The 21,292-nt window shown below is 74.5% G+C and carries 18 protein-coding genes and 1 pseudogene; 8 read left to right on the top strand and 11 right to left on the bottom strand.

Annotation, left to right across the window (positions count from 1 at the left end; genetic code table 11):
- Window positions 1-7: 7 nt before the first annotated feature.
- The gene (locus P3H78_RS16855) at window positions 8-2,320 is read left to right on the top strand and encodes an FdhF/YdeP family oxidoreductase (RefSeq protein ID WP_276109806.1); all 2,313 of its coding nucleotides are present in this window, start codon (window positions 8-10) and stop codon (window positions 2,318-2,320) included.
- An 87-nt stretch (window positions 2,321-2,407) separates the two neighbouring features.
- Here the strand turns inward: P3H78_RS16855 and P3H78_RS16850 are convergent, their stop codons facing one another.
- On the bottom strand, window positions 2,408-3,076 hold the full coding sequence (locus P3H78_RS16850; protein ID WP_276109805.1) for a hypothetical protein: 669 nt from the start codon (window positions 3,074-3,076) through the stop codon (window positions 2,408-2,410).
- A gap of 483 nt (window positions 3,077-3,559) precedes the next feature.
- On the opposite strand from P3H78_RS16850, the gene P3H78_RS16845 reads away from it, so the two are divergent.
- Window positions 3,560-4,282: an FAD binding domain-containing protein gene (locus tag P3H78_RS16845; RefSeq protein WP_276109804.1), complete on the top strand. Its 723-nt coding sequence runs from the start codon at window positions 3,560-3,562 to the stop codon at window positions 4,280-4,282.
- Window positions 4,283-4,288: 6 nt separating this feature from the next.
- Here the strand turns inward: P3H78_RS16845 and P3H78_RS16840 are convergent, their stop codons facing one another.
- Complete coding sequence (locus tag P3H78_RS16840; protein ID WP_276109803.1) at window positions 4,289-5,731, bottom strand: MFS transporter; 1,443 nt, start codon at window positions 5,729-5,731, stop codon at window positions 4,289-4,291.
- A 247-nt stretch (window positions 5,732-5,978) separates the two neighbouring features.
- Window positions 5,979-6,485, bottom strand: a complete 507-nt coding sequence (locus P3H78_RS16835) for a MarR family winged helix-turn-helix transcriptional regulator (RefSeq protein WP_276109802.1) — start codon at window positions 6,483-6,485, stop codon at window positions 5,979-5,981.
- Window positions 6,486-6,629: 144 nt separating this feature from the next.
- Here P3H78_RS16835 and lgt point away from each other — a divergent pair, with 144 nt between their 5' ends.
- Window positions 6,630-7,523 (top strand): prolipoprotein diacylglyceryl transferase, encoded by an 894-nt coding sequence (gene lgt, locus P3H78_RS16830; protein WP_276109856.1) that lies wholly within the window; start codon window positions 6,630-6,632, stop codon window positions 7,521-7,523.
- Window positions 7,524-7,577: 54 nt separating this feature from the next.
- On the opposite strand, the gene P3H78_RS16825 is transcribed toward lgt, so the two are convergent.
- Entirely contained in the window at window positions 7,578-8,369 is a 792-nt protein-coding gene (locus tag P3H78_RS16825; RefSeq protein ID WP_276109801.1) for an inositol monophosphatase family protein, read from the bottom strand.
- Between the two features lie 549 nt (window positions 8,370-8,918).
- On the opposite strand from P3H78_RS16825, the pseudogene P3H78_RS16820 reads away from it, so the two are divergent.
- A pseudogene (locus tag P3H78_RS16820) lies at window positions 8,919-10,004 on the top strand (MFS transporter); the annotation flags it as partial.
- A gap of 74 nt (window positions 10,005-10,078) precedes the next feature.
- On the opposite strand, the gene P3H78_RS16815 reads toward P3H78_RS16820, so the two are convergent.
- The 3 genes from P3H78_RS16815 to P3H78_RS16805 all read right to left on the bottom strand — a co-directional run bounded on the left by P3H78_RS16815 (window position 10,079) and on the right by P3H78_RS16805 (window position 12,173).
- The gene (locus P3H78_RS16815; RefSeq protein WP_276109800.1) at window positions 10,079-11,197 is read right to left on the bottom strand and encodes a helix-turn-helix transcriptional regulator; all 1,119 of its coding nucleotides are present in this window, start codon (window positions 11,195-11,197) and stop codon (window positions 10,079-10,081) included.
- 156 nt (window positions 11,198-11,353) lie between these two features.
- On the bottom strand, window positions 11,354-11,728 hold the full coding sequence (locus P3H78_RS16810; RefSeq protein ID WP_276109799.1) for a VOC family protein: 375 nt from the start codon (window positions 11,726-11,728) through the stop codon (window positions 11,354-11,356).
- 238 nt (window positions 11,729-11,966) lie between these two features.
- Window positions 11,967-12,173 (bottom strand): hypothetical protein, encoded by a 207-nt coding sequence (locus tag P3H78_RS16805; RefSeq protein WP_276109798.1) that lies wholly within the window; start codon window positions 12,171-12,173, stop codon window positions 11,967-11,969.
- Window positions 12,174-12,510: 337 nt separating this feature from the next.
- Here P3H78_RS16805 and tap point away from each other — a divergent pair, with 337 nt between their 5' ends.
- The 3 genes from tap (at window position 12,511) to P3H78_RS16790 (ending at window position 16,204) form a co-directional block, all read left to right on the top strand.
- On the top strand, window positions 12,511-14,709 hold the full coding sequence (gene tap / locus P3H78_RS16800; RefSeq protein WP_276109797.1) for a telomere-associated protein Tap: 2,199 nt from the start codon (window positions 12,511-12,513) through the stop codon (window positions 14,707-14,709).
- Window positions 14,710-14,715: 6 nt separating this feature from the next.
- The gene (tpg, locus tag P3H78_RS16795; RefSeq protein ID WP_276109796.1) at window positions 14,716-15,270 is read left to right on the top strand and encodes a telomere-protecting terminal protein Tpg; all 555 of its coding nucleotides are present in this window, start codon (window positions 14,716-14,718) and stop codon (window positions 15,268-15,270) included.
- A gap of 304 nt (window positions 15,271-15,574) precedes the next feature.
- On the top strand, window positions 15,575-16,204 hold the full coding sequence (locus P3H78_RS16790) for a GmrSD restriction endonuclease domain-containing protein (RefSeq protein WP_276109795.1): 630 nt from the start codon (window positions 15,575-15,577) through the stop codon (window positions 16,202-16,204).
- Window positions 16,205-16,327: 123 nt separating this feature from the next.
- Here the strand turns inward: P3H78_RS16790 and P3H78_RS16785 are convergent, their stop codons facing one another.
- The gene (locus tag P3H78_RS16785) at window positions 16,328-17,209 is read right to left on the bottom strand and encodes a YhjD/YihY/BrkB family envelope integrity protein (RefSeq protein WP_276109794.1); all 882 of its coding nucleotides are present in this window, start codon (window positions 17,207-17,209) and stop codon (window positions 16,328-16,330) included.
- Window positions 17,210-17,464: 255 nt separating this feature from the next.
- On the opposite strand from P3H78_RS16785, the gene P3H78_RS16780 reads away from it, so the two are divergent.
- Entirely contained in the window at window positions 17,465-18,199 is a 735-nt protein-coding gene (locus tag P3H78_RS16780) for a GAP family protein (protein ID WP_276109793.1), read from the top strand.
- Between the two features lie 38 nt (window positions 18,200-18,237).
- On the opposite strand, the gene P3H78_RS16775 is transcribed toward P3H78_RS16780, so the two are convergent.
- The 3 genes from P3H78_RS16775 to P3H78_RS16765 form a co-directional block, all read right to left on the bottom strand.
- Window positions 18,238-18,576 (bottom strand): zf-HC2 domain-containing protein, encoded by a 339-nt coding sequence (locus P3H78_RS16775; RefSeq protein ID WP_276109792.1) that lies wholly within the window; start codon window positions 18,574-18,576, stop codon window positions 18,238-18,240.
- A gap of 615 nt (window positions 18,577-19,191) precedes the next feature.
- Window positions 19,192-19,887 carry a response regulator gene (locus P3H78_RS16770; RefSeq protein WP_276109791.1) on the bottom strand — a complete coding sequence of 232 codons (696 nt, stop codon included), beginning with the start codon at window positions 19,885-19,887 and terminating at the stop codon, window positions 19,192-19,194.
- Window positions 19,884-21,113 carry a sensor histidine kinase gene (locus tag P3H78_RS16765; protein ID WP_276109790.1) on the bottom strand — a complete coding sequence of 410 codons (1,230 nt, stop codon included), beginning with the start codon at window positions 21,111-21,113 and terminating at the stop codon, window positions 19,884-19,886. The genes P3H78_RS16770 and P3H78_RS16765 overlap by 4 nt, the downstream gene beginning before the upstream one ends.
- Between the last annotated feature and the right edge of the window lie 179 nt (window positions 21,114-21,292).

The following is a 21,292-nucleotide window of genomic DNA, read 5'->3' as shown; positions in this document are numbered from 1 at the left end:
AGCAGACGTGAACGCCCCTCACGACGACCGGGACCGGCGCGAGCCCCGAGTGGGACCGAAGCCCGCCGGCGAGCCGGAGTTCCGTCCCTACCACCACCCCGCGGCCGGCTGGGGAGCCGCGAAGAGCGTGGGCCGCGTCCTCGCGCGGGAGAACGCACTGGTCGACGGCCCCCGCGCCATCATGCGGATGAACCACGAGAACGGCGGCTTCGACTGCCCCGGATGCGCATGGCCGGACGACATCAAGGGCCTGCACCTGGACATCTGCGAGAACGGCATCAAGCACGTCACCTGGGAGATGACCCGCAAACGGGTCGGGCGCGAGTTCTTCGCCGCGCACTCGGTGACCGAGCTGTCCGGCTGGAGCGACTTCGCGCTGGAGGACCAGGGCCGCCTGACCGAGCCGATGGTCTACGACCCCGACTCGGACCACTACGTCCCGATCGGCTGGCGCGACGCCTTCGCCCTCGTCGGCCGCACCCTGCGTGCACTGGACGGCCCCCGTCAGGCGTCGTTCTACACCTCGGGCCGCCTGGGCAACGAAGCGACCTTCCTCTACCAGCTCCTGGCCCGCGAGTTGGGCACCAACAACCTGCCGGACTGCTCCAACATGTGCCACGAGGCCAGCGGCCGCGCCCTGCAGGCGTCCCTGGGCACCGGCAAGGGCACCGTCGACCTCAAGGACTGGGAGGCCACCGACGCCCTCTTCATCATGGGCGTCAACGCCGCCTCCAACGCGCCCCGGATGCTCACCGCGCTGGCCGAGGCGTACCGGCGCGGGGCGCAGATCGTGCACATCAACCCGCTCGTGGAGGCCGCCGCCACGCGGACCATCGTGCCCCACGACTTCACCGACATGGCCCTGTTCAAGTCGACCAGGACCAGCACGCTGAACCTGCAGCCCCGGGTCGGCGGAGACATGGCGCTCGTCCGCGGCATGGCCAAGGCGGTCCTGGAACAGTCCAGGACCGATCCGAAGGCGCTCGACCAGGAGTTCATCGAGCGTCACACCGCATACTTCGACGACTACCGCAAGGTGTGCGAGGCGACGTCCTGGGAGGAGATCGAGCGTCAGTCCGGCGTCGACCGCGCCCGCATCCTCAAAGCGGCACGCGTGTACCGCGAGGCGGACCGCAGCATCGTCAGCTGGTGCCTCGGCGTCAGCCAGCACGAGCACGGCGTCGACACCGTCCGCGAGATCGTCAACCTCCTGCTGCTGCGCGGCAACCTGGGCCGGGAGGGCGCCGGTCCCTCACCGGTGCGCGGACACAGCAACGTCCAGGGCAACCGCACGTGCGGCATCGACCACCGGCCCTCCGCGGAGTTCCTCGACCGGCTGGCCTCGGTCTGCGGGATCGACCCGCCGCGCGAGCACGGCCTGGACACCGTCGGCACGATCGAGGCGATGCACCGCGGCGAGGTGAAGGTCTTCGTCGGCATGGGCGGCAACTTCGCCCTCGCCGCCCCGGACACCCCGTACACCCACGAGGCGTTGCGCTCCTGCGAACTCACCGTCCAGGTGAGCACCAAGCTGAACCGCAGCCATCTGGTCCACGGCAGGCGGGCGTTGATCCTTCCGTGCCTCGGCCGGACCGAGAGGGACCACCAGCGGGGCGGCCTCCAGAGCACGTCGGTCGAGGACTCGATGAGCATGGTGCACCTCTCCGTCGGCATGAAGCGGCCCGCCTCGAAGCACCTGCTGTCCGAGCCGGCGATCATCGCCGGAATGGCCCGCGCCGCGCTGCCCGACAGCGACACCCCGTGGGAGTGGTACGTCGAGGACTACGACCGCATCCGCGACACGATGGCCCAGGTCCTCGACGGCTTCGAGGACTGCAACCGCCGTGTGCGCCTCCCGCTCGGCTTCCGCATCCGGCAGCCCGCCCGCGAACTGGTCTTCCTCACCCCGTCCGGGCGTGCCGAGTTCTCCGCCGCGCCGCTGCCCGACGTCGTCCCCGCCCCGGGCACGCTGGCGCTGGGGACCATGCGCTCCCACGACCAGTGGAACACCACCATCTACTCCGACAACGACCGCTACCGGGGGATCAGGAACCTGCGGACCCTGGTCTTCATGAACCAGGACGACATGCGGGAGCGCGGCATCTCGGAGTTCGACCCGGTCGACATCACCAGCACCGCGAAGGACGGCACCCACCGGTACCTGAAGGGCTACCTGGCCGTCCCGTACGACATCCCGCGCGGCTGCGCGGCGGGGTACATGCCGGAGATGAACGTGCTGTGCGCGATCGGCGACTACAGCACCCAGAGCGACCAGCCGCTGATGAAACACGTCAAGGTCACCATCGAGACAGCCGGCTGACGGACCGTCCGTGCGTGCGGGTCGGCCGGCCGGCCCGGCAGGGCGCCCGCGCGCCCCTCCCGGCGGCGCCCGTGAGACGACGTACCGTCAGGCGGGCGTCTCCGAGACGGCCTCCTGGATGTCCTTGCGGCTGTGCTCCATCAGCTCGCCCAGGTCGCCGGCGGCCCCCGGGTCGATCTCCGCCGCCCGCGGCGCGACCCGCTCCAGGCACTCCGCGGTGGACAGCGCGAGTGCGACCGCGCGCTCGCGCTCCCCGTCGCCGAGCAGCCGCTCGATCCTGAACGCGAGCTCGGCGAGCGTGCCGTCGTCGGTCTCGGGCAGGAGGTAGCCCTGGAGGCCGGCCGGGTAGGGCGTGCCCTCACGGAACTCACGCAAGGCGGTGACCACGGGTGCCTCCTCGCTGAAGCGGTCCAGGAGCCCCATCAGGACGTACAGCCGGGCCACCAGCCGAGGAGCGCCCGGGAAGCGGTCCAGCCAGCTCACCAGTTCCTGGCGGCCGCCCAGGTGGTCCGTCAGCTCGGACATGACCTCGGCCTCGGTGTTGAACTGCGACCAGTGGAAGGGCAGGGCCCGCGCCACCTCCCCGGCCAGCTCCGCCTCCTGCGGTTCGGAGAGGTCACCGGCGACGAGACCGCTGACGAGAGCCCGGTTCACGGCGAAGCCCGCCGGGACCTGGGGATGCTCCGTGGCGGAGGACAGGTGCCGGCGCAACCGCAACAGCTCGTTCTCGATCCTGCTCAGCGGCTTCTCGCGCATGCGTCCTCCCGGGCGTGGGTGCTTGCCGGTGGCCGCTCAGGACGGGCAGTCGCCCCGGTACGGGCACAGCCGCTCCGTACGGGGCCGCTCCGTGCGGGCACGCGGAACTCGTCGGCACCACCCTGCCGTCCCCGGCCGCAGAGCGCGCGTCCGCTGACCCGCGCGGGTGGCCCGCGGCCCGCCCGGAGGGGGAGGGGCGCGTACGGCCGGCGCCGGCCTGCTGCGTCACCCGCACCCGACCGGGCGGACGCCGACGCCGGTTCCGGGCCGGCCGTGGCGCCCGCCGGATCGGGGGAAGGTGCGCAGCGCACGCCGGGCCCGGCGGACGCAGCGCACGGCGTGCCCGTGTGAGCCCTGCACGCGCCCCCCGCCGTGCCGCCAGAATGCGCTGTGCCAGCGGGCAGGTGACCGGTGTGCCGGATGCGTGACCACCCTGCTCACCCGCCCACCCGACGAACTCCGCAGAAAGGCAGGTCGGCCGCGGTGCTCCTGCATCTGCCCACGTCCGTGTCCGAAGCGAGGGAGTGCCTGGCCGACGGAGCGACGCCCGTGGGCGGCGCGACGCTCGTGTGGGCCACCTGGCAGCGCGACGGGTTCCCCGCCCACGCCATGTCGCTGCGCGACGTGCCGGAGGCCGACGTCGTCGGGCCCACCGCGCTGGGCGCCGCGGTCGTCCTGAACCGCATCGACGACCGCGTGCCGGAGGCCCTGCGCCGGGCTGCCGCCGGGGTGGGCACCGGAGCCGTGCGCCGGACGGCGACGGTCGGCGGCAACCTCGTGGGCAGCACGCTGCGCTGCCTGCTGCCCGCGGCGCTGGTCCTCGACTCCCGCGCCACCGTGCTCGACGCCGACGGCGTCCACGAGACCGACCTGGCCGAACTGGTGGCCAAGCGTCCCGTCCTGCTCGGCCTCCACTGGCGCGCCCCGCTCGCCAGCGCCTACGGCAAACTCCCCGCCGCGCCGGGCGGCCCGCCGCCGCTCGCCGCGGCCCTGGCCCTGCACGCCGAGGACGACGGACCCACCCGCCTGCGCGTCGCCGTCCGTGACGGGTACGACGTACTCACCGGCAGTGCCGTCTGCGACAGCGGCCCCGAGGAGGCCCTGCGCACGCTGCGCACCCCGGCCTTCGCCGAACTGTCCGAGACCGCATGGGAGTTCGTCATCCGCCAGACGGCCGACCTCACCCGCGGCGGCCCCGGGGACTGACCCGGTTCACTGCGTCGCCGGCCGTCGCCCGCGGGCCGGGGAGAGCCATGCCGCGACGGTGGCGGCGAGCGCCGCGGCCAGCAGGACACCCACCGAGCGGTCCCAGCCCTCGCGGGCGTCCCCGCCGGCCGACAGGTGCAGCTGAAGGGTGACGAGGGCGACGCCCAGGGCCGTGCCCAGCCCCCGCGCCATGTTGACCAGGCCGCCGCCGGTACCCGCACTGCGGGCCGGGATCGCACTCATCACCAGGGTGTTGTTCGCCGGGGTGAAGAGCCCCAGCCCGATCCCGAGGACCGCCAGCTGCGCCGCCAGCACACCCGGCCCGGTGGGCAGCACGAGCATCGCGGCGGGCGTACCCGTGCACACCGCCGCACCGAGCAGACAGCGGGCCCGGTCGCCCATCGCGCGGGGGAGCAGGCGGTCGGCGCCGGTCGCCGCCAGCGCGAACCCGCCCGGCAGCGCGGTGAGCACCAGTCCGGCAAGGAACTCCGAGCCGCCGGCCCGCGCGACGGTCTGCGGCACCAGCACCAGCGGCCCGAACAGCACGAGGTAGCCGCACAGCGCCGCGACCAGCCCGGACCGGACCGCCCTCACCCGCAGCAGCGCCACGTCCAGCAGCGGGACGGGCGCGTGCTCCTGGCGCCGTACGAACACCCATCCGGTCACCGCCGCCAGGGCGAGCAGTGCGACGGCCGCCCACGGCGGCACCCCGAGTCCCGAGGCGGCCGAGAGGCCGAGCAGCAGACTCGTCGTGGTCACCGCGAGCAGGGTCAGCCCCGGCCAGTCGAAGGAGGCCACGCGGCTGCGGCTGCGGGTGCGGGGCAGCAGGAAGTGCCCGGCGACCAGCGCCACGACCCCCACCGGAACGTTGATCCCGAACACCCACCGCCAGCCGAGCGCCGACACCAGCGCCCCGCCCACGGTGGGACCGAGCGCCAGTCCCAGCGCCTGCGCCGCCGCCTGCACGCCCAGCGCCGCCCGCATCCGCTCCCGCGGCGCGCTCGTGGCCACCAGCGCGACACTGTTGGCCTGCATCATCGCCGCGCCCACCGCCTGTACGACGCGGAAGGCGACGAGGGCGGCGAGGGAGGGCGCGAGTCCGCAGGCCGCCGAGGCGCCGGTGAAGACGACGAACCCGTAGAGGTAGAAGAGCTTGCGGCCGTGCGCGTCGGACAGGCGCCCCACCGGGACCAGCAGGGCGACGAGCGTGAGCAGGTACGCCAGGGACACCCACTCGATCGCGGCCAGCGACGCCCCGAACTCGTCGCGCAGGCTGCCGTAGGTGAGGGTGACGATGCTGGCGTCCAGCTGGCCCATGAAGGCGCCGAAGCAGACCGTGGCCACCGCCAGCCGCCATGCTCCGGGCCGGTTGCGGATCGCCTCCGGCCGGGGCCGTTCCCGGGTCAGGAGCGACGGCCAGGCCCGGGTGCGGGTCGGGGCCGTGCTCATGCCGCCGTCCACATCAGGTCTCCGTCCTCCGGCCCGGTACGGGCGCGTGTTCTCCCCTCGAGTTTACATCGGTGACCGAACTATTCGGTACCCGACGCAGACGGGCCCCGCCGGCAGGGCGCACGGGAGTGAAGGGGAGCAGGAGCCGGGCGGCCACGACGCGCCCGTGGTGACGTCCCGGGGGCTTCCGGCCCGGGGGCACGAGGAGCCGTGCGGCGGCGCGGTCCGGGCCGCCGCACGGGCCCGGCTACGCCGGCCCGGTGCCGTCCGCCGGCTCGCCCAGGTGCTCTGCCAGCTGGAAGAGGGCGGGCAGGGCGTTCGCGACCGCCGCGCGGGAGTCGGCGTCCAGGGCGGCGAGGGCGGCGTCCATGCGGCGCTCGTGCGCGGTGGTCCAGGCGGCCAGCTGGTCGCGTCCGGCGTCGGTGAGGGTCACGACGGAGGCGCGGCGGTCGGCGGGGTCCACGTCGCGGGCGACCAGTCCGTTGCCGATCATCTGCCCGATCAGACCGCTCACCGTGCTCGGGGCCAGGCGCCGGCGGGCCGCGAGGTCGCTGATCCGGGCGGGGGAGTGCTCCCCGAGCACCTGGAGCAGCTCCACCTGCGCCATGGGCAGGGTCTCCCAGGGGTAGTCGGTGCGGATCGAGGAGCGCAGCGCACGCCGGAGCCGGGTCACGGCCTCCGTGAGCAGGCGCGCGTCCGGCGCCTCCCCGGCGGGTCGGAGCGGGGCGGCCTCGGTGCGGGACTGCGCGGACATGCAGCAAGCCTAGGGCCTGTCGCCGTACTCCCGTCCGCTCCCTTTCCAGAAACTTCGGTGTCCGATGTATTGTCGGGCGGGTCGTCCTCCGGCCCGCGGGCCGGGCCCCACCCGCACCGAGAGACGGTCGAGCCCATGACGCCCATGAACCTGGCGTACCTGCCCAGCCCCTCACAGGGGGTGTGGCACCTCGGGCCGCTGCCGATCCGCGCCTACGCCCTGTGCATCCTCGCCGGCGTCTTCACCGCCGTGTGGCTCGCCGGGCGCCGCTGGGAGGCACGCGGCGGGCGGCGGGAGGACATCGCCGACATCGCGATCTGGGCGGTGCCCTTCGGCGTACTCGGCGGACGCCTCTACCACGTGATCACCGACCCCGAGCTGTACTTCGCCCCCGGCCGGCAGCCGCTGCACGCCCTGTTCATCTGGGACGGCGGCCTCGGCATCCCGGGCGCCGTCGCCCTCGGTGCCGTCGGCGCCTGGCTCGGCTGCCGCAGCCGCGGCATCGCGCTGGCCGACTTCGCCGACGCCGTCGCGCCCGGCCTGGTCCTCGCCCAGGCCATCGGCCGCTGGGGCAACTACTTCAACCAGGAGTTGTACGGCGGCCCCACCCACCTGCCGTGGGCGCTGTACATCGACCCGGCGCACCGCCCCGTCGACATGCCCGGCGTCGCCCTCTACCACCCGACGTTCCTGTACGAGTCGCTCTGGGACCTGGGCGTGATGGCCCTGCTGCTGTGGCTCGACGGGCGGTACCACCACCGGCTGCGCCGGGCCCGCCTGTTCGCCTGCTACGTCCTCGCCTACACGGCCGGCCGGGCCTGGATCGAGGCGCTGCGCATCGACCACGCCAACCACTTCCTGGGGCTGCGCCTCAACGACTACGTGTCGGTGGTCCTGTTCGCCGGAGCGGCCGTCCACCTCTTCGTCACCCGCCGTCCGCGCCCGGACGACGACGCCCCCTACCCGGGCGGCGACGAGAACGCGGAGACCGGGGTCGCAGCGCCGGACGCGGACGCCGCCGACCGCCAGACCGCCTGAGACCGGGGCCGCCGCCACGCCGCCGCCCGTCGGCGTCCGCCCCGGCACCCGGCGTCAGCCCCGGATCATCGACATCAGCGACTCGTGGGTCCCGAGGTCCGCGGCCACGACGAGTCCGCCGGTCGTGCGGCCGAGCGGCGCACCGTCGATCCCGGTCACCACGCAGCCGGCCGCGCGGCACAGCGCGATGCCGGCGGCGAAGTGCACGCTGCCCGTCAGGTCGCCGCCGTCGGTGACGTAGGCGGCACGCCGGCCGGCGGCGACCCAGGCCACCGCGAGCGTCGTGGAGACGACCCGCGGCCGGAACCGCGCGACGAACCCGGGGTCGGCCAGCAGCTCCACCGCGCGGAACCCGGGGGCGTGGGGGAACGGCGGGTCCAGGTTCACGTCCACCAGTGCGGAGGAGGACGTGGGGGCCAGCGCGGTGTCGGTCCCCTCGTGCCGCACCCGGGCGCTCTCGCCGTCGGTGAGGAAGACCTCGTCCCCGAACGGGTCGGCCACCGCCGCGGCACCGCCGCGCAGCGCCACGTTGACGGCGACCAGGTGCGAGCCGACGGCGTAGTTCAGCGTGCCGCACAGCGGGTCCACCAGCCACTGGCGCGCGGCGTCGCGGTCCCCTCGCTCGCCGCCCTCCTCGCCGAGGACGCCGTCGTCGGGACGGGCGGCCCGCAGGACCCCGAGGATCGCCTCCTCGGCCGCGACGTCGGCCGCGGTGGCGAAGTCGCCGGCGCCCTTGTCGATCCGGGCGAGCCGGCGTCCGAACAGACTGCGCACGACGTCCGCCCCGGCCTGCGCCGCGGCGACCGCGATCTCGGCGTCGTCCCGGCCCTCATGAGAAATGATCATGTCGGGCAGCATAGAAACCCCTCACCCGCCACGGGGGCCGTTCAGGATCTCCCGCGCGGTGTGACCCTGTCCGTCCTCGGCGCGTCCGTCCCCGTGGCACCACGCGACCGGACCACCGCCGCGGCGCCCCCGCCGCGTCGCCCGCGGGGTGAGGCAGGCCGTGGGGGGACGCGGTGGCGCGGTGGGGGCGGGCGAGCAGGGGCGCGTCAGCGGTTGCGGAGTGCCGACGTGGCGAGGAATCCGGTGGCTGCGGCGGTGAGCAGGGCGCAGAGGGCGAGCAGCGTGGTACGGCGCATGAGGGCGGCCTTTCCCGAGAGCGGCGGATGACTGGCCTGCACAACGCCCGAGGGGGCCGCGCCGGTTCGCCGCCGCCGCGTCTACCACCCACCTGGACGAGGGCCCCGCCCCGCCCGGCCGATCGCCCGCTCGCACGGCGCCGTACGGCGGGCGTCGGCGCCGCGCCCCGTCACCACGGCCGACGACACCCGTCTTCGCGGATCAGCGGGTCAACTGACAGAAGGTGTCAGGGGATCCCCGAAGACTGGTGCCGTGATCCTCACCCACCCTCGCCCCCGTCGCACCGAGCGGCTGTTCGTGGCCGCCGCCTTCGCCACCGCCCTCGGGAACAACGTCCAGCTCGTCGTCGGCGCGCTGCTCGTGATCAGGGAGCAGCGGACCATGATGGCCGTCGGCTGGCTCTTCATCGCCGTCGCCGGTCCGCAGGCCCTGCTGTCTCCGTACTTCGGACGGCTCGCCGACCGCTTCGACCGGTGGACCCTCTGGCTCTGCTGCGACGCCCTCAGTGCGGCCCTCGCCCTCACCCTGCCGGTGTGGCTGGCCTGCGGCGGTGCCCCGGAGCCCGGTGTCTACGGTGCCAATCTCGGCCTGGCCGTCGTCGGCGCGCTGTTCCTCCCGGCCGCTGCGGCGCTCGTCAAGGAGCGCGTCCCGGCGGACCGGCTGCGCCACTTCAACGCCCGTTTCGAGGCGGGAACCCAGGCCGGGATGCTGCTGTCGGCGACGGTCGGCGGGCTCTGCGCCCAGGCGTTCGGCGCCGCACCGCTGCTGCTGTTCAACGCCGCGACGTTCGTGGTCTCGGCGCTGTGCGTCGCCGCGGTGGGACGTCGGCTGCTCACCGCACGAGCCGGGACCACGGCAGCGGCGACGGGGACGACGGACGCAGGGGCGGGGGCGAGCGGCACGGCGGGGACGGCCGAGCCGACCACCCCCGAAGCTCCGCGCGCGCCGTTCCGCATACGCCGGTTCATCCTCCTCCACGCCCAGGGAAGCGTGGTCGTCACGGTCTTCAACGCACTGCTTCCCGTGGCGGTGATCGGCGAACTCCACCGGGGCGCCGCGGTGTTCGGCACCGTCGACGCTCTGGGATGCCTCGGCTTCCTCGCGGCCACGGGCGCCTACCGGATCGCCGGCAGGCGCCGAACGGACCTCCGGATCGCCGTCGTGGGCTTCCTGCTCTGCGATGCCGGATTGGTGCTGCAGAGCCAGTTCGGCCTCGTGGGCTATCTCGTCGGGGTGCCGCTGGGCGCGTTCTTCTTCGGCCAGGCCAGGATCGCCTCCCGCACCCTGCTGATGGCCTCGTGCGACGACGCGTCCGCGGGCCGGGTGTTCGGCCTGGCGAACGGCGGGGGACTGGCGGCCACCGTCGGGTGCATGTTCGTCGTCGCGGCCGTCACGGACCACAGCGACACCCGCTACGGCTTCGCGGTCCTCGCCGCCCTGGCGCTGCTGTCGACCGCGTGCGCGGGACTGCTGCTGCGGGCGCCCGCCCCGTCCTCCGCAGCCTCCCCCACGCCAGCCGCCTCACGGACTCCCGGCGCGCCGGGGCCCCGTACCGCCGACGGACGGTACAGGCCGAGCACCGCCGCCGCCCTCTCCGCGATCCGCCGGCGCAGCTCGTCCGGGGCGAGCACCTCGATCTCCGGGCCGAGGGACAGCAGTACCGGCACCGCCTGGTCGACCGACTCCATCGGCACCACGGCCCTCACCCACCCGTCGGCGTCCGGCGGTCCCGCGGAGGCCTCGACGGCCCGGACCAGCGCCGCGTCCAGCCGGTCAGGCAGCGCGGAGAGCAGCGCCGGGGCGATCCGGACGCAGACCTGAAGCCTCAGTCTGCGGGCGTCGTAGGCGCCGAGGTAGTCGCGCCAGTGGGCCGCCAGATCGAAGCCGGGGGGACGCTCGAAGCCGTCCTCCCCGACCTCCAGGCGCAGGACGGACGACACCCGGTACGTCCGCACGGCGCCGTCCGCCGCGGCCACGAGGTACCAGACGCCCGCCTTCAGGACCAGGCCGTACGGGTCGAGCTCCCGGTCGACCTCCTGCGGTGCGGCCCAGCGCCGGTAGCGCACCCGGATCCGCCGCTGGTTCCACACGGCGTCCGCGAGCGGCGCGAGGGCGGCCGGCGAGTCCTGCTCCCGGTACCAGCCGAGGGCGTCGAGGTGGAAACGCTCACGGATGCGGCCCGCCCGGTCCCGCAGGGGTCCCGGCAGGGCCGCGGCCAGCTTCAGCTGAGCCGCCGCGAGCACCTCGCCCAGGCCGAGGTCGGCGGCCGCGCCCGGCAGACCCGCGAGGAACAGCGACTCGGCCTCGTCGGCGTGCAGCCCGGTGAGCCGGGTCCGGTAGCCGCCGAGGAGCTGGTATCCGCCGCCGTGGCCGGCATCCCCGTAGACCGGGATGCCGGCGCCGCTCAGCGACTCGACGTCCCGGTACACGGTCCGGACCGAGACGCCGAGCTCGTCGGCGAGTTCACCGGCCGTCAGCCTGCCCCGGTTCTGGAGCAGGAGGATCAGGGAGAGGAGCCGGGCCGCACGCATGACCGGATCATGTCAGGCTCGGGTCCCGTGCGGGGCCGGATGCGCCTCCTTCATCCGTCACGGCCAGGGGCGCCGGGCCGGAGGCGTCCGGCCCGGCCTTGGGTCCGGCCCGGCCCAGGGCCCGGCAGGGCCCAGGGCCCTGCCGGTGGGTCCGGCTCACAGGTAGGGGCGCGTGATCAGTTCGATCGCATGCCCGGAGGGATCCTTGAAGTACACCCCGCGGCCGCCGTGTTCGGTGTTCGTCTGGCCCGGGCGCCGCATCTGCGGATCGGCCCAGTGCTCGACACCGCGCTCGCACAGGCGCCGGTACGCCCGGTCGAACAGCTCGTCGTCGACGAGGAAGGCGTAGTGCTGCATCTGGATCTCCACCGGCGGTTCGGCGAACTGGAGCAGCACGCCGTCGGCGAGCCGGATGTTGGTGAAGGGCCCCCAGGACGGTGCTTCCGGTACTTCCAGCAGCTCGCGGAAGAAGCGGGCCGACTCTTCACGGTCCCGGGCGGCGATGATGGTGTGGTTGAAGGTGGCTGCCATACGGCTGTCCTCACAGGGGTCGGCATGGAAGGGGACATCTCGCGGTGCGTCCGCGCCGGGAGGTCCACGTGCCGAACCGAGGGGGTGACTGGCCCGCACCCGTCGTGCGGTCAGCCCTCCACCGGATGGCCCATCCGTGCGTGGCGGGGTGCCGGTCCGGTGTTCACACCGTGACCGTACCGGCACCCGGCCCGGCGCGACAACGCCGTCGCCGGGGCGGCGTTGTCGCGGCGGGCCACTACGTCCCCTCCGGTGTCCGGCCCGCCACCGTGCCGTCCCGGGACGGGCCGGTGGCGGGCCGGGCCCCACCGGCCCGATGTCCCACCGCCATCACGACGACCCCGGCCAGCAGCAGCGCGCTGCCTGCCAGGGTGCCCCACGGCCGGACGTCCGCATCACCGATCGGCGTCCCGGGGACCAGCTCCCCGCACAGTGCGACGGCCACCACCAACCGGCCCAGCCGTAGAGGCGAGGGGCGCGCACGCGGTGCCGGTGCGGCGGGAGCACCCAGCCGCGCACGATCGCGGCCGCACCGGAGGCAGCGATGAGCAACGCCACCAGCAGAAGTGGAACGCTGAAGTAGAGCTTCATGGTTACCTCTCCCACGCAGCGGCCCGCGCCGGGCGTCCGCGCGATCACGGCACCGGCCGCGCCACGCGTCCGGAGGCGGGAGCAGCCCGCCCGCGCGCTCTGCGGGGACCGTGGCCGAGGAGGCACTCCCGTGTGTTCGGCGTGTGATCGGCTGTTCGTCTCGGATAGGGTGAGGGCGGAGGTGACGGTCCGTGTCCGATGAGCAGGACAGGCTTTTCACGGCGGTCGACGCGTTGTTGGAGCAGGCCGCCGCCCCGCTGCCGACCCCGGCCGAGCGCAAGCGGCTGCGTGAGGCGGCGAGCCTGAGCCAGGAGCAGATCGCGCAGGCGCTCGACGTGCGACGCGAGACGGTGACCGGCTGGGAGTCGGGCCGCACGGAGCCGCGTCCGCCCAAGCGGGCGGCCTACGTCCGGCTCCTGGAAGGCCTCGCCGAACGCTTCCCCGATCCCGGGTCCCCGGCGGGCCCCGGCTCGCAGCTCCCGGCGGCCCCGGCGCCGCATCCCCTCCCCCCCCAGCCCGCGGCGCCCCGGCCACCGGCCCCCGCACAGCCCGCGGAGGCGACCGAGGAGCCGCGCACTCCCCGGGTGCACACACCCGCCGTGGCGACGCCCCGGCGTGCGGCCGCCCCGCGGCCCGCCGCACGCGGGCCGGTCGCCCGGAAGCCCGCCGCGGGCGCACCGGCGGCCCCGAGGCCCGCCGACGCCCGGCGCGCAGCACCCGACGACCGCTTCGTCCACGGTCCCCTCGCCGTCGTCGACGGGGACGGTGTCGCGTACTGCCTCGGCGGAGTCGTGCTGGACTGCCCGCTCACCGACCTTCCGGCCCTGGTGGACTGGACGCTGGCCGAGTCCGGACTCGGCGCGCCCCGCCTGCACCGCTCGGGCAAGGATGCCGACCCCCTGATCGTGCTGACCGCCTCCGCCGCCGGGCGGCTGGGTCTGCCGGTCGAGCTCGAGGACCGGCGCGGGCTGCGCCTGCCGGACGGGCACCCGGCCGTCCGCGGGCTCGTCGCCGCCCGGTGGAAGCTGACGCAACGGGGGTTCGGCCCCTGGGCCCGGGTCTACCGCGCCGCCGAGGGAACCCGGCGGAGTTGCGTGCAGTTCGCCGTCCTGCCCTGGGGCGCCCTCGACACCCGCGCCTGGGGCCCTGCCGACGAGCTCCATCCGGCCGAGGTCGCCCGCCTGCTGGGCACGTACGCCACCCGCGTCCACACCCCGTGCGGATCCACCGCGGTCACCGGCCTGGAGCTGATGACTGCGCTGCGCCCGCCGACCCGCGCGGTCAAGGATCCGGCGACCGGCGGATGGGTGTCCGCACCGATGCCGGGGTCCCTGACCCGGGCCGTCGAGTGCGCACCGCCGGAGGCCCCCGACGGGCATCCGAGTGTCGCCGCCCTCTACCCGCGCTTCCACCGGCGCACCCCCGACCAGGTCCTGGAGGAGGAGGCCCACCAGTGGGCGCGGCCGCTCACCGACGCCGAGTGCACCAAGCCGTACGTGGTCGGCATCGACGTCAACATGGCCTTCGCCGCGGCGGCCAACCGGCTCACGGTCGGGCTGTCCGAGCCGGTCCACGTCCACCGCCCGGACTTCGACCCGAAGCTGCCCGGCTCGTGGCTGGTGGACCTGTCCCGCATCGACTTCGACGAGCGCCTGCCCAACCCGTTCACCCCGCACGGCGGCCGCCCCGAGGGCCCGGCCTGGTACGCCACCCCCACCGTCGCCTACGCCGCGGAACTCGGCTGCCCCGTCACCCCGATCGAGGCCTACGTGCGCCGGGAGCACGGCCCGTACCTCGACGCCTGGTACACCCGGCTCCGGGACGCCTACATCGCCACGATGGCCGACCTGGGTGTCGTCCCCGGCATGCCGGAGGACCGGTTCCTGGCCGCGATGGCCACCTGCCGCGAGAACGACCCCGTGGCCGCCGGGGTCCTCGGCGCCATCAAGGCGACCGTCAAGGGCGGCATCGGCAAGCTGCGCGAGCGGCCGCGGAGCGGGGGCTGGCGGCCGGGGGAGCCGTGGCCCGCTCTCGCCCGGCCCACTTGGCGCCCCGACATCCGCGCCGCCGTCATCGCCAACGCCCGTGTCAACATGCACCGCAAGATGCTCACACTCGCCACGGCGGCGGACCTCCACCCGGTGGCGGTCCTCTCCGACTGCGCGGTCTACGCCTCCGACGGCCCGAGCCCGCTCGACTTCCTGCCCCACCGGGACGGCAAGCCCCTGCCGGGAGGCTTCCGCATCGGCGTCTCGCCGGGCATGGTCAAGCACGAGGGGACCCAGAGCGTGCTGTGGGCGGAGGGCCTGACCGAGCAGTACGGCCCGGACGTGAACATCGCCCGGCACATCAAGACCGGCAGCGTCTCCGGTCAGGACGACGGGGAGTAGACACCGATGGGCTTCGTCGCCGACAGTCTCACCAGAGCCGACGCCGCACACGTCACCCGGCCGATGCCGAAGTCGGCCGCTGCGCAGATGCGTTACCTGGTGAAGCAGGTCAAGGGCACCCGGGCCGCCGCGGAACTGCTCGGGGTCACCCAGCGCACCGTGGAGCGCTACGTCACGGGACAGCTGAAGCACCCCCGGCCCGCCCTCGCCGAACGCCTCGCCGCCGAAGTCCGTGCGCGGTGGCAGCCCCGGGTGCGGGACCGCGCGCGGCGGCAGGCCGCCACCACCGGCGGCATCTACGTCGACACCCGGGCCAGGTTCGGCTTCACCGCCGCCCCGGGCAGCACCGACGATCCGAGGCTGAGGCCCATCACCCAGGGCCTTCCGCCCGCCTACGCGGGCCGCCTCTTCGACGCCCACGCGGCCGGCGCCACCGAGCAGCAGCTCCAGGAGATCGTCGCCGAGGGCCTCCAGGAGATCTACTTCAGGGACCGCGGCCGCCGTGCGGACGGCCTGATGGTCGAGTTCACCGACATCGACTACATCGACGTCGACTACTGACCCCACCGGTCGGCAGCCACGCGGGCCGATGGGGCCCGGCTCGCCCCGCGCCGACCGGACCCGGACGGTGCTGCCCCGCCTCCGCACGTCCGTCTGCGGGCGGGCCGGTCAACTCCGTTTCGCAGCAACCTCGTTGACGTAGTCCCCAGAGGTCGAACGTCCGCCATCCACTCGCTCCGGTGTTCGAACGGTGAAGGAGCCGTGGGGGACTTGTTGCACATCGTCAACGCGCGTAGCGAACCAGTCCGATAGTGCGCTTATCTCATGAATACTTCTCCAACCCCCCACATCTTATGGAGACTTCATGCGTCGCGCCGCCTACGGCCTGCCCGCAGCGCTGCTGGTACTCGGCATATCCGCAGCACCCGCCCTCGCCGATCCGCCGGCCCCGCCGTCCACCGCGACGGCCCGCACCGAACTCGCCGCCCTCACGGTCGCCGCGCCGCACTCGATGGACGGCTATGCACGCGACAAGTTCGACATCTGGTCCAAGCAGTCCGACGGCTGCACCACCCGTCAGGACGTCCTCGCCCGGGACGGCAAGGACGTCCAGGACAAGCCCGACCACTGCCAGCCCGCCAGCGGCTCCTGGTACTCCGCCTACGACGACAGGACCGTCACCGACGTCGCCCAGGCCACCATCGACCACATGGTCCCCCTGGCCGAGGCCTGGCGCTCCGGCGCCGACACCTGGACCGCCGACCAGCGCACGGCCTTCGGCAACGACCTGAAGGACCCCCAACTGCTCATCGCCTCGGAGTCCTCCAACTCCTCCAAGTCCGACAGCGGTCCCGCGGACTGGAAGCCCACGAACCACACCATCTGGTGCACGTACGCCAAGGACTACACGCACATCAAGTCCGTCTGGAAGCTGACCAGCACCGACGCCGAGAAGTCGGCGCTCTCCTCCATGCTCGACACCTGCACCGGCTGACGCCCCGCGCGTCCGCCTGTGCGCGGTGACCGCCGGCCCCGCCGCGGCCGGCCCGCCCTGCTCCCCCGCGTCCGCGCACGGGAGCAGGGCTTCGCCGGTGAGCGGCCCGCCCGGCCCTGGCGCTCAGGGCACCGGGGCGTCCCTGCGCGCAGGCGGGCTGCCGAGCCGCCCGCTCAGGAACGGCTCCTGCGCCAGGACGGCACCGGTGGTCACACTGAGCGCCGCGGCGACGCAGACCACGATCAGCCACGACAGCAGGACGAACACGGAGCCCACGGAGCCGTACTCGGTGAGCGTGCGGTTCAGCGCGCGCGGCATGTACAGGCGCGCGGTCACGGTCAGTGCGGTCAGCACGGCCCCCGTCGCCACGGAGCCCGGCAGCAGCGGCCGCCAGCGCACCAGCCCGCCCAGCAGCAGGTGCTGGGTCCACCACCACAGCAGGATCTGTGTGACCAGGGTCAGCGGGAGCCCCAGCCAGGCGCCCAGCCCGAAGCCGCTGTGCACCGGGCCCTGGAGGACCAGCGCGGACAGCCACAGGACCAGCCAGGCCAGCCACCGCCACGGCGCGATGCGGGTGCCCGCACGGGGAATCTCCCACGCCCGCTTGCACAGCCGTTGCAGCGCTCTGCTGACCGCGGTCGCCGAGAGCAGGACCATCAGCCCGCCGATCACACCGGTGGCCTGCCGCAGGTTCCCCGTGGACGGCTGGAACACCTGCTCGATCTCGGCGTCCGCGGGGCCCGTGAGGCCGAACACGGCGCGGATCGACGTGACGAGCTGGTGCCGGAGCACCGGGGGAGCGTAGGCCGCCACCACGAACAGCAGCGGGACGGCGGTCAGGAAGGACTGCGCGGCCAGCCGGGTGGCGGAGTCGAAGATGTTCACCGACACCATGCGGTCGGCGAGGTGGGTGATCAGGGGGAAGCGGCTCTCGGCCCTCCGGTGCAGCGCTTTCGCCGTGTCGACGAGCCGGCCGGTCCGCGTCCGCCGCGACCCCGTCCCCACCTCGTGCCCGCAACCGCTCCCCGCCCCGTGGCCGTGCCCGTTCCCCCGGCCGTGCTCCGGTCCGCCGGGCGGCATCAGCAGGCCGGGGCCGGGACGGCAGTCGTCGCCATGGCGTCGCTCCTTTCCCCCTCAGGGTGCGGCACGCACGGACGGCGGGCACGCCGGTCCCGAGGCGTCCGTTCCGCGCCGATCACCCGAGATGTGCGGGCAGGGGCCTGTGCCTACGCTCGGGAGGAACCGACACGTGGGGTCACCATGATCCTCGATCTGCTGCTCATCGGCCTGGCCATCACGCTGAATCCGCTGCCGCTCATGGCCTTCGTCCTGCTCGTCGCCTCGGCGCGCGGGGCGTGGAAGGGGCTCACGTTCATCCTCGGCTGGCTGGCGTGCCTCGTCGCGGTGATAGCGATCGTCCTGGCCATCACCGGCGGACACCCCCCGCCGCCCAAGTCCCCGCCCTCGACGGCGGTCCTGGCCCTCAAGCTGGCCATCGGCGTGTCGCTCGTCGGGTACGGCGAGTACCGGCGCCGCCGCCGCACGGACCGCTCCGCCCGAGGGACGTCCCCGGCCGACGGCGCGGCCCCGGCCGGTTCCGCGGGCACCGCGCCCGCCTCCCCGGCGGCGCGCCCGGGCAGACGCTCCTCGTCGTGGTTGTCCGCCCGCCTGGACCGCACCACAGTGTGGACCGCGGCGGGCCTCGCGGTGCTGCTCCAGCCCTGGGGCCTGGTCGCGGCGGGCGCGACGGCCGTGGTGGAGGCGGACACCTCCCACTTCACGACCTGGATCGCGCTGTTCTCCTTCTGCCTGCTCGCGACCGCGAGCCTGCTCGCCGCCGAGCTGTACGTGGTCTTCGCGCCGACGGCCGCCAGGGCCCGGCTGCTGGCGATGCGCTCCTGGCTGGAGGGCCACCAGGACCAGGCGATCGTCGTGCTCTGCCTGGTCGTCGGCCTGTGGTTCACGGGGAAGAGCATCTACCAGCTCACCGGGTGAGGTCCGTCGCGCGGCCCGCCGCCGTGCAGGCGAGGCCGTCACCTCGCGTACGCCACGGCCATCCGGTCGACCCACTGGGGCAGCGTGAGGGAGGCGAGCAGGCCGTCCCGGGGCGCCCCGCGCCGTCCGCGCGGCCGGCCGGCCTGCTGGCGCCCGATGCGCGACCCCTGCTCCGGCCCGGTCGCACCGGTCAGGCAGTGCCGGAGGGCGGTCAGGTGCGCGGCCACCGTGGCGAGGCAGTCGTGCTCGTCGCGGCAGGCGGGGCAGGCCGCCAGGTGGGCGCCGACCGCACGGGTCTCCTCGGGGCTCAGGACCTGGAGGGCGTGGCCGGCGAGCAGGTCGCGGATGGTGCGGCATTCCTGGTGCGCAGCAGACATGTCGGGGTTCCTCTCTGTACTGCCTCGCGTCGCGGTACTGCCTTGCGTCGCGTGAGGACCGGACACCGTGGTCCGACCTCGTTACGTCACCCAGCTTGGCTCGGGAGGGGGCCCTCGCGCGTCGTCCACGTGCAGTCTTTCCCGGCTACTGCGGCTGCGGTATCCGCCGGTCCGGCCTACCGCCGGGTGGGGGGCGCGGTACAGCCGGGTGGCGGGGTACCCCGCCACCGGGTGGCGGCCCGCACCGGCGCCGGCAGGGCCCTCACCTGCTGGGGCCCTGCTTCCGGTCCGCCGGGTACTCCGGGTGCCTGTGGCCCGGCTCCCCGCCTGTCGGCGGCCGTGATCCCGCGGGCCGGCGCCGGGGCTCCCGGCCCGCCACCCGCCCTGTTCACCCCCACCCCTCCGACACGGCCGGTAACCACCCCCTGCCCCGCGGCACGGCCGGTGGCCGCCCGCAGCCGCGCAGCAGCCCTGGTCGGGATCACGGTGCCGATGGGAGTCGCTCGAGTGCGGGGGGCGAGGCGCGTCCGAAGCGCGGGGTACCGCCCGCGTCCGTGGTGCGGCACCCCCTCCGGTCCCGGTGCGATCCGCGGCCGCGTCCCGCCGCCGGTCCGGTCAGAGCCGGGCGGCGGGCGGAGGGGCGGCCTCCGTCACCTGGACCAGGCCGTCCTGGTAGGCGATCACCACGAGCTGGGCCCGGTCGCGGGCGCCGAGTTTGGTCATCGCCCGGTTCACGTGCGTCTTCGCGGTCAGCGGGCTGACGAAGAGGCGCTCGGCGATGTCGTCGTTGGACAGGCCCAGGGCGACGAGCCCGACCACGTCCCGCTCCCTCGGCGTGAGGCACTCCAGCCGGCCGTGCCCGGCCGGCTGCGCAGGAGCGGGCTGGGCGAGGAACCGCGTGATCAGGGCGCGGGTGGCGGTGGGGGAGAGGAGGGCGTCGCCCGCGGCCACGGTCCGGACGGCGTCCAGCAGGTCCTCCGGCCGTGCCCCCTTGCCGAGGAACCCGCTCGCCCCGGCCCGCAGCGCCTCCGCGACGTACTCGTCGTTCTCGAACGTGGTCAGGATGAGCACCTTCACCTCCGCCAGGTCCTCGGCCCCGCAGATCATCCGCGTGGCGGCCAGCCCGTCCGTGCCGGGCATCCGGATGTCCATGAGGACCACGTCGGGGCGGAGTGTACGGGCCAGCTCCACGGCCTCCAGCCCGTCGGACGCCTCGCCGACGGTCTCCATGTCCCCGGCCGCGTCGAACAGCATCCGGAAGGTGCCCCGCAGCAGGGCCTGGTCGTCGGTCAGCAGCACCCGGATGGTCATCGCCGTTCCTCCTCGGCTCCACCGGCGGACACCGCGTCCGCCACCACCGCGCCCGGCCGCAGCGGCAGTTCGGCCGTCACCGTGAACCCGCCCTCCGGCCGGGCGCGTGCGCTGAGCCGCCCGCCGACGCTCGCGGCCCGCTCGCGCATCCCGATCAGCCCGTGCCCGGTCCCCGGCTGGGGTTCGTACGAGGCGGCCGGCCCGTCGTCCTCGACGGTGATCGTCAGCCACGTCGGGCGGTAGTGCAGGTACAGGCGCGCGTGATCGGCGCCCGCGTGCTTGCGCACGTTGGTCAGGGCCTCCTGCACGATGCGGTACGCGGCCACGTCCACCGCCGGCGCGAGCGGTTCGGCGGAGCCGTGCCGGGCATGGCGCACGGCCAGACCGGCGCGCTCGAAGGAGGCCAGCAGCGTCGGCACCTGCGCCAGGCCCGGAATCGGGTCGCGGGGTGCCTCGGGGTCGTCGGACTGGCGCAGCAGGGCGACGGTCACCCGCAGTTCGTCCAGGGCGGACCTGCTGGTCTCGCGGATGTCCTCCAGCGCGGCCACGAGCTGCTCGGGCCGGTGCTCCCCCAGATGCGCGGCGACCCCCGCCTGCGCGTTGATCAGGGCGATGTGATGGGCGACCACGTCGTGCAACTCCCTTGCGATGCGCACCCGTTCGGCTGCCACCCGCTGCCGGGCCTCCTGCTCGCGGGTGCGTTCGGCGTGCTCCGCGCGCTCCTCGACCGCGGCCACGTAGGCCCGCCGGGACCGCACCCCGTCGCCGACCGCGGCCGGCAGGGCCGTCCACGCCAGCATCGCGGCCGTGTCCGGTTCCAGCCAGGATCCGTCGGCGCACACGACGGCGGACCCGATCAGGATCCCGGCCGCGGCGGAGGCGACCAGCCAGGCGGTTCGCCGGTCCGTACGGGCGGCCACCGTGTAGACCGATACGACCAGGGGGCTCGTCACGATAGGGCTCGCCCGGAACCCGAGGAGCTGGAAGGCCACTCCGCAGCCGACCGCGACGGCGACGGTGCCGAACGGGTGGCGGCGGCGCCACAGCAGCGCCGTGCAGCCCACGGCGGCGAGCACCACCGCGGACTCCCGCAGCTGGAGGCGGTGCTCGTGCGGAACGATGCACGAGGCGAGGACGGACAGGGCGAACAGCGCCATCGACCCCAGCACGTCCAGCACGCCGATCCCCGGCCCCGGGTCCCGCTTCCCGCGGGTGATCACTTCCATCTGGCCAACGTACGGCGCGCCTCCGGGCCGCGCAGGACCGCGGACACCGGAGACCGGCGTCCGCCGCGGCACCGCAGGCGGGAAGCGGCATCCGGCCGGTATCGGCCGACAGGGTGAGCGCACGCCCCGCGGGACCGTCTGCCGGTCCCGGCCGGAGCCGACGTCCCCGGACGGGCGCC

Source organism: Streptomyces tropicalis (assembly GCF_029269835.1).
GTDB lineage: Bacteria > Actinomycetota > Actinomycetes > Streptomycetales > Streptomycetaceae > Streptomyces > Streptomyces tropicalis.
Note: the sequence above shows the minus strand (reverse complement) of the source record. Positions and strands in the feature narration are given on the sequence as shown.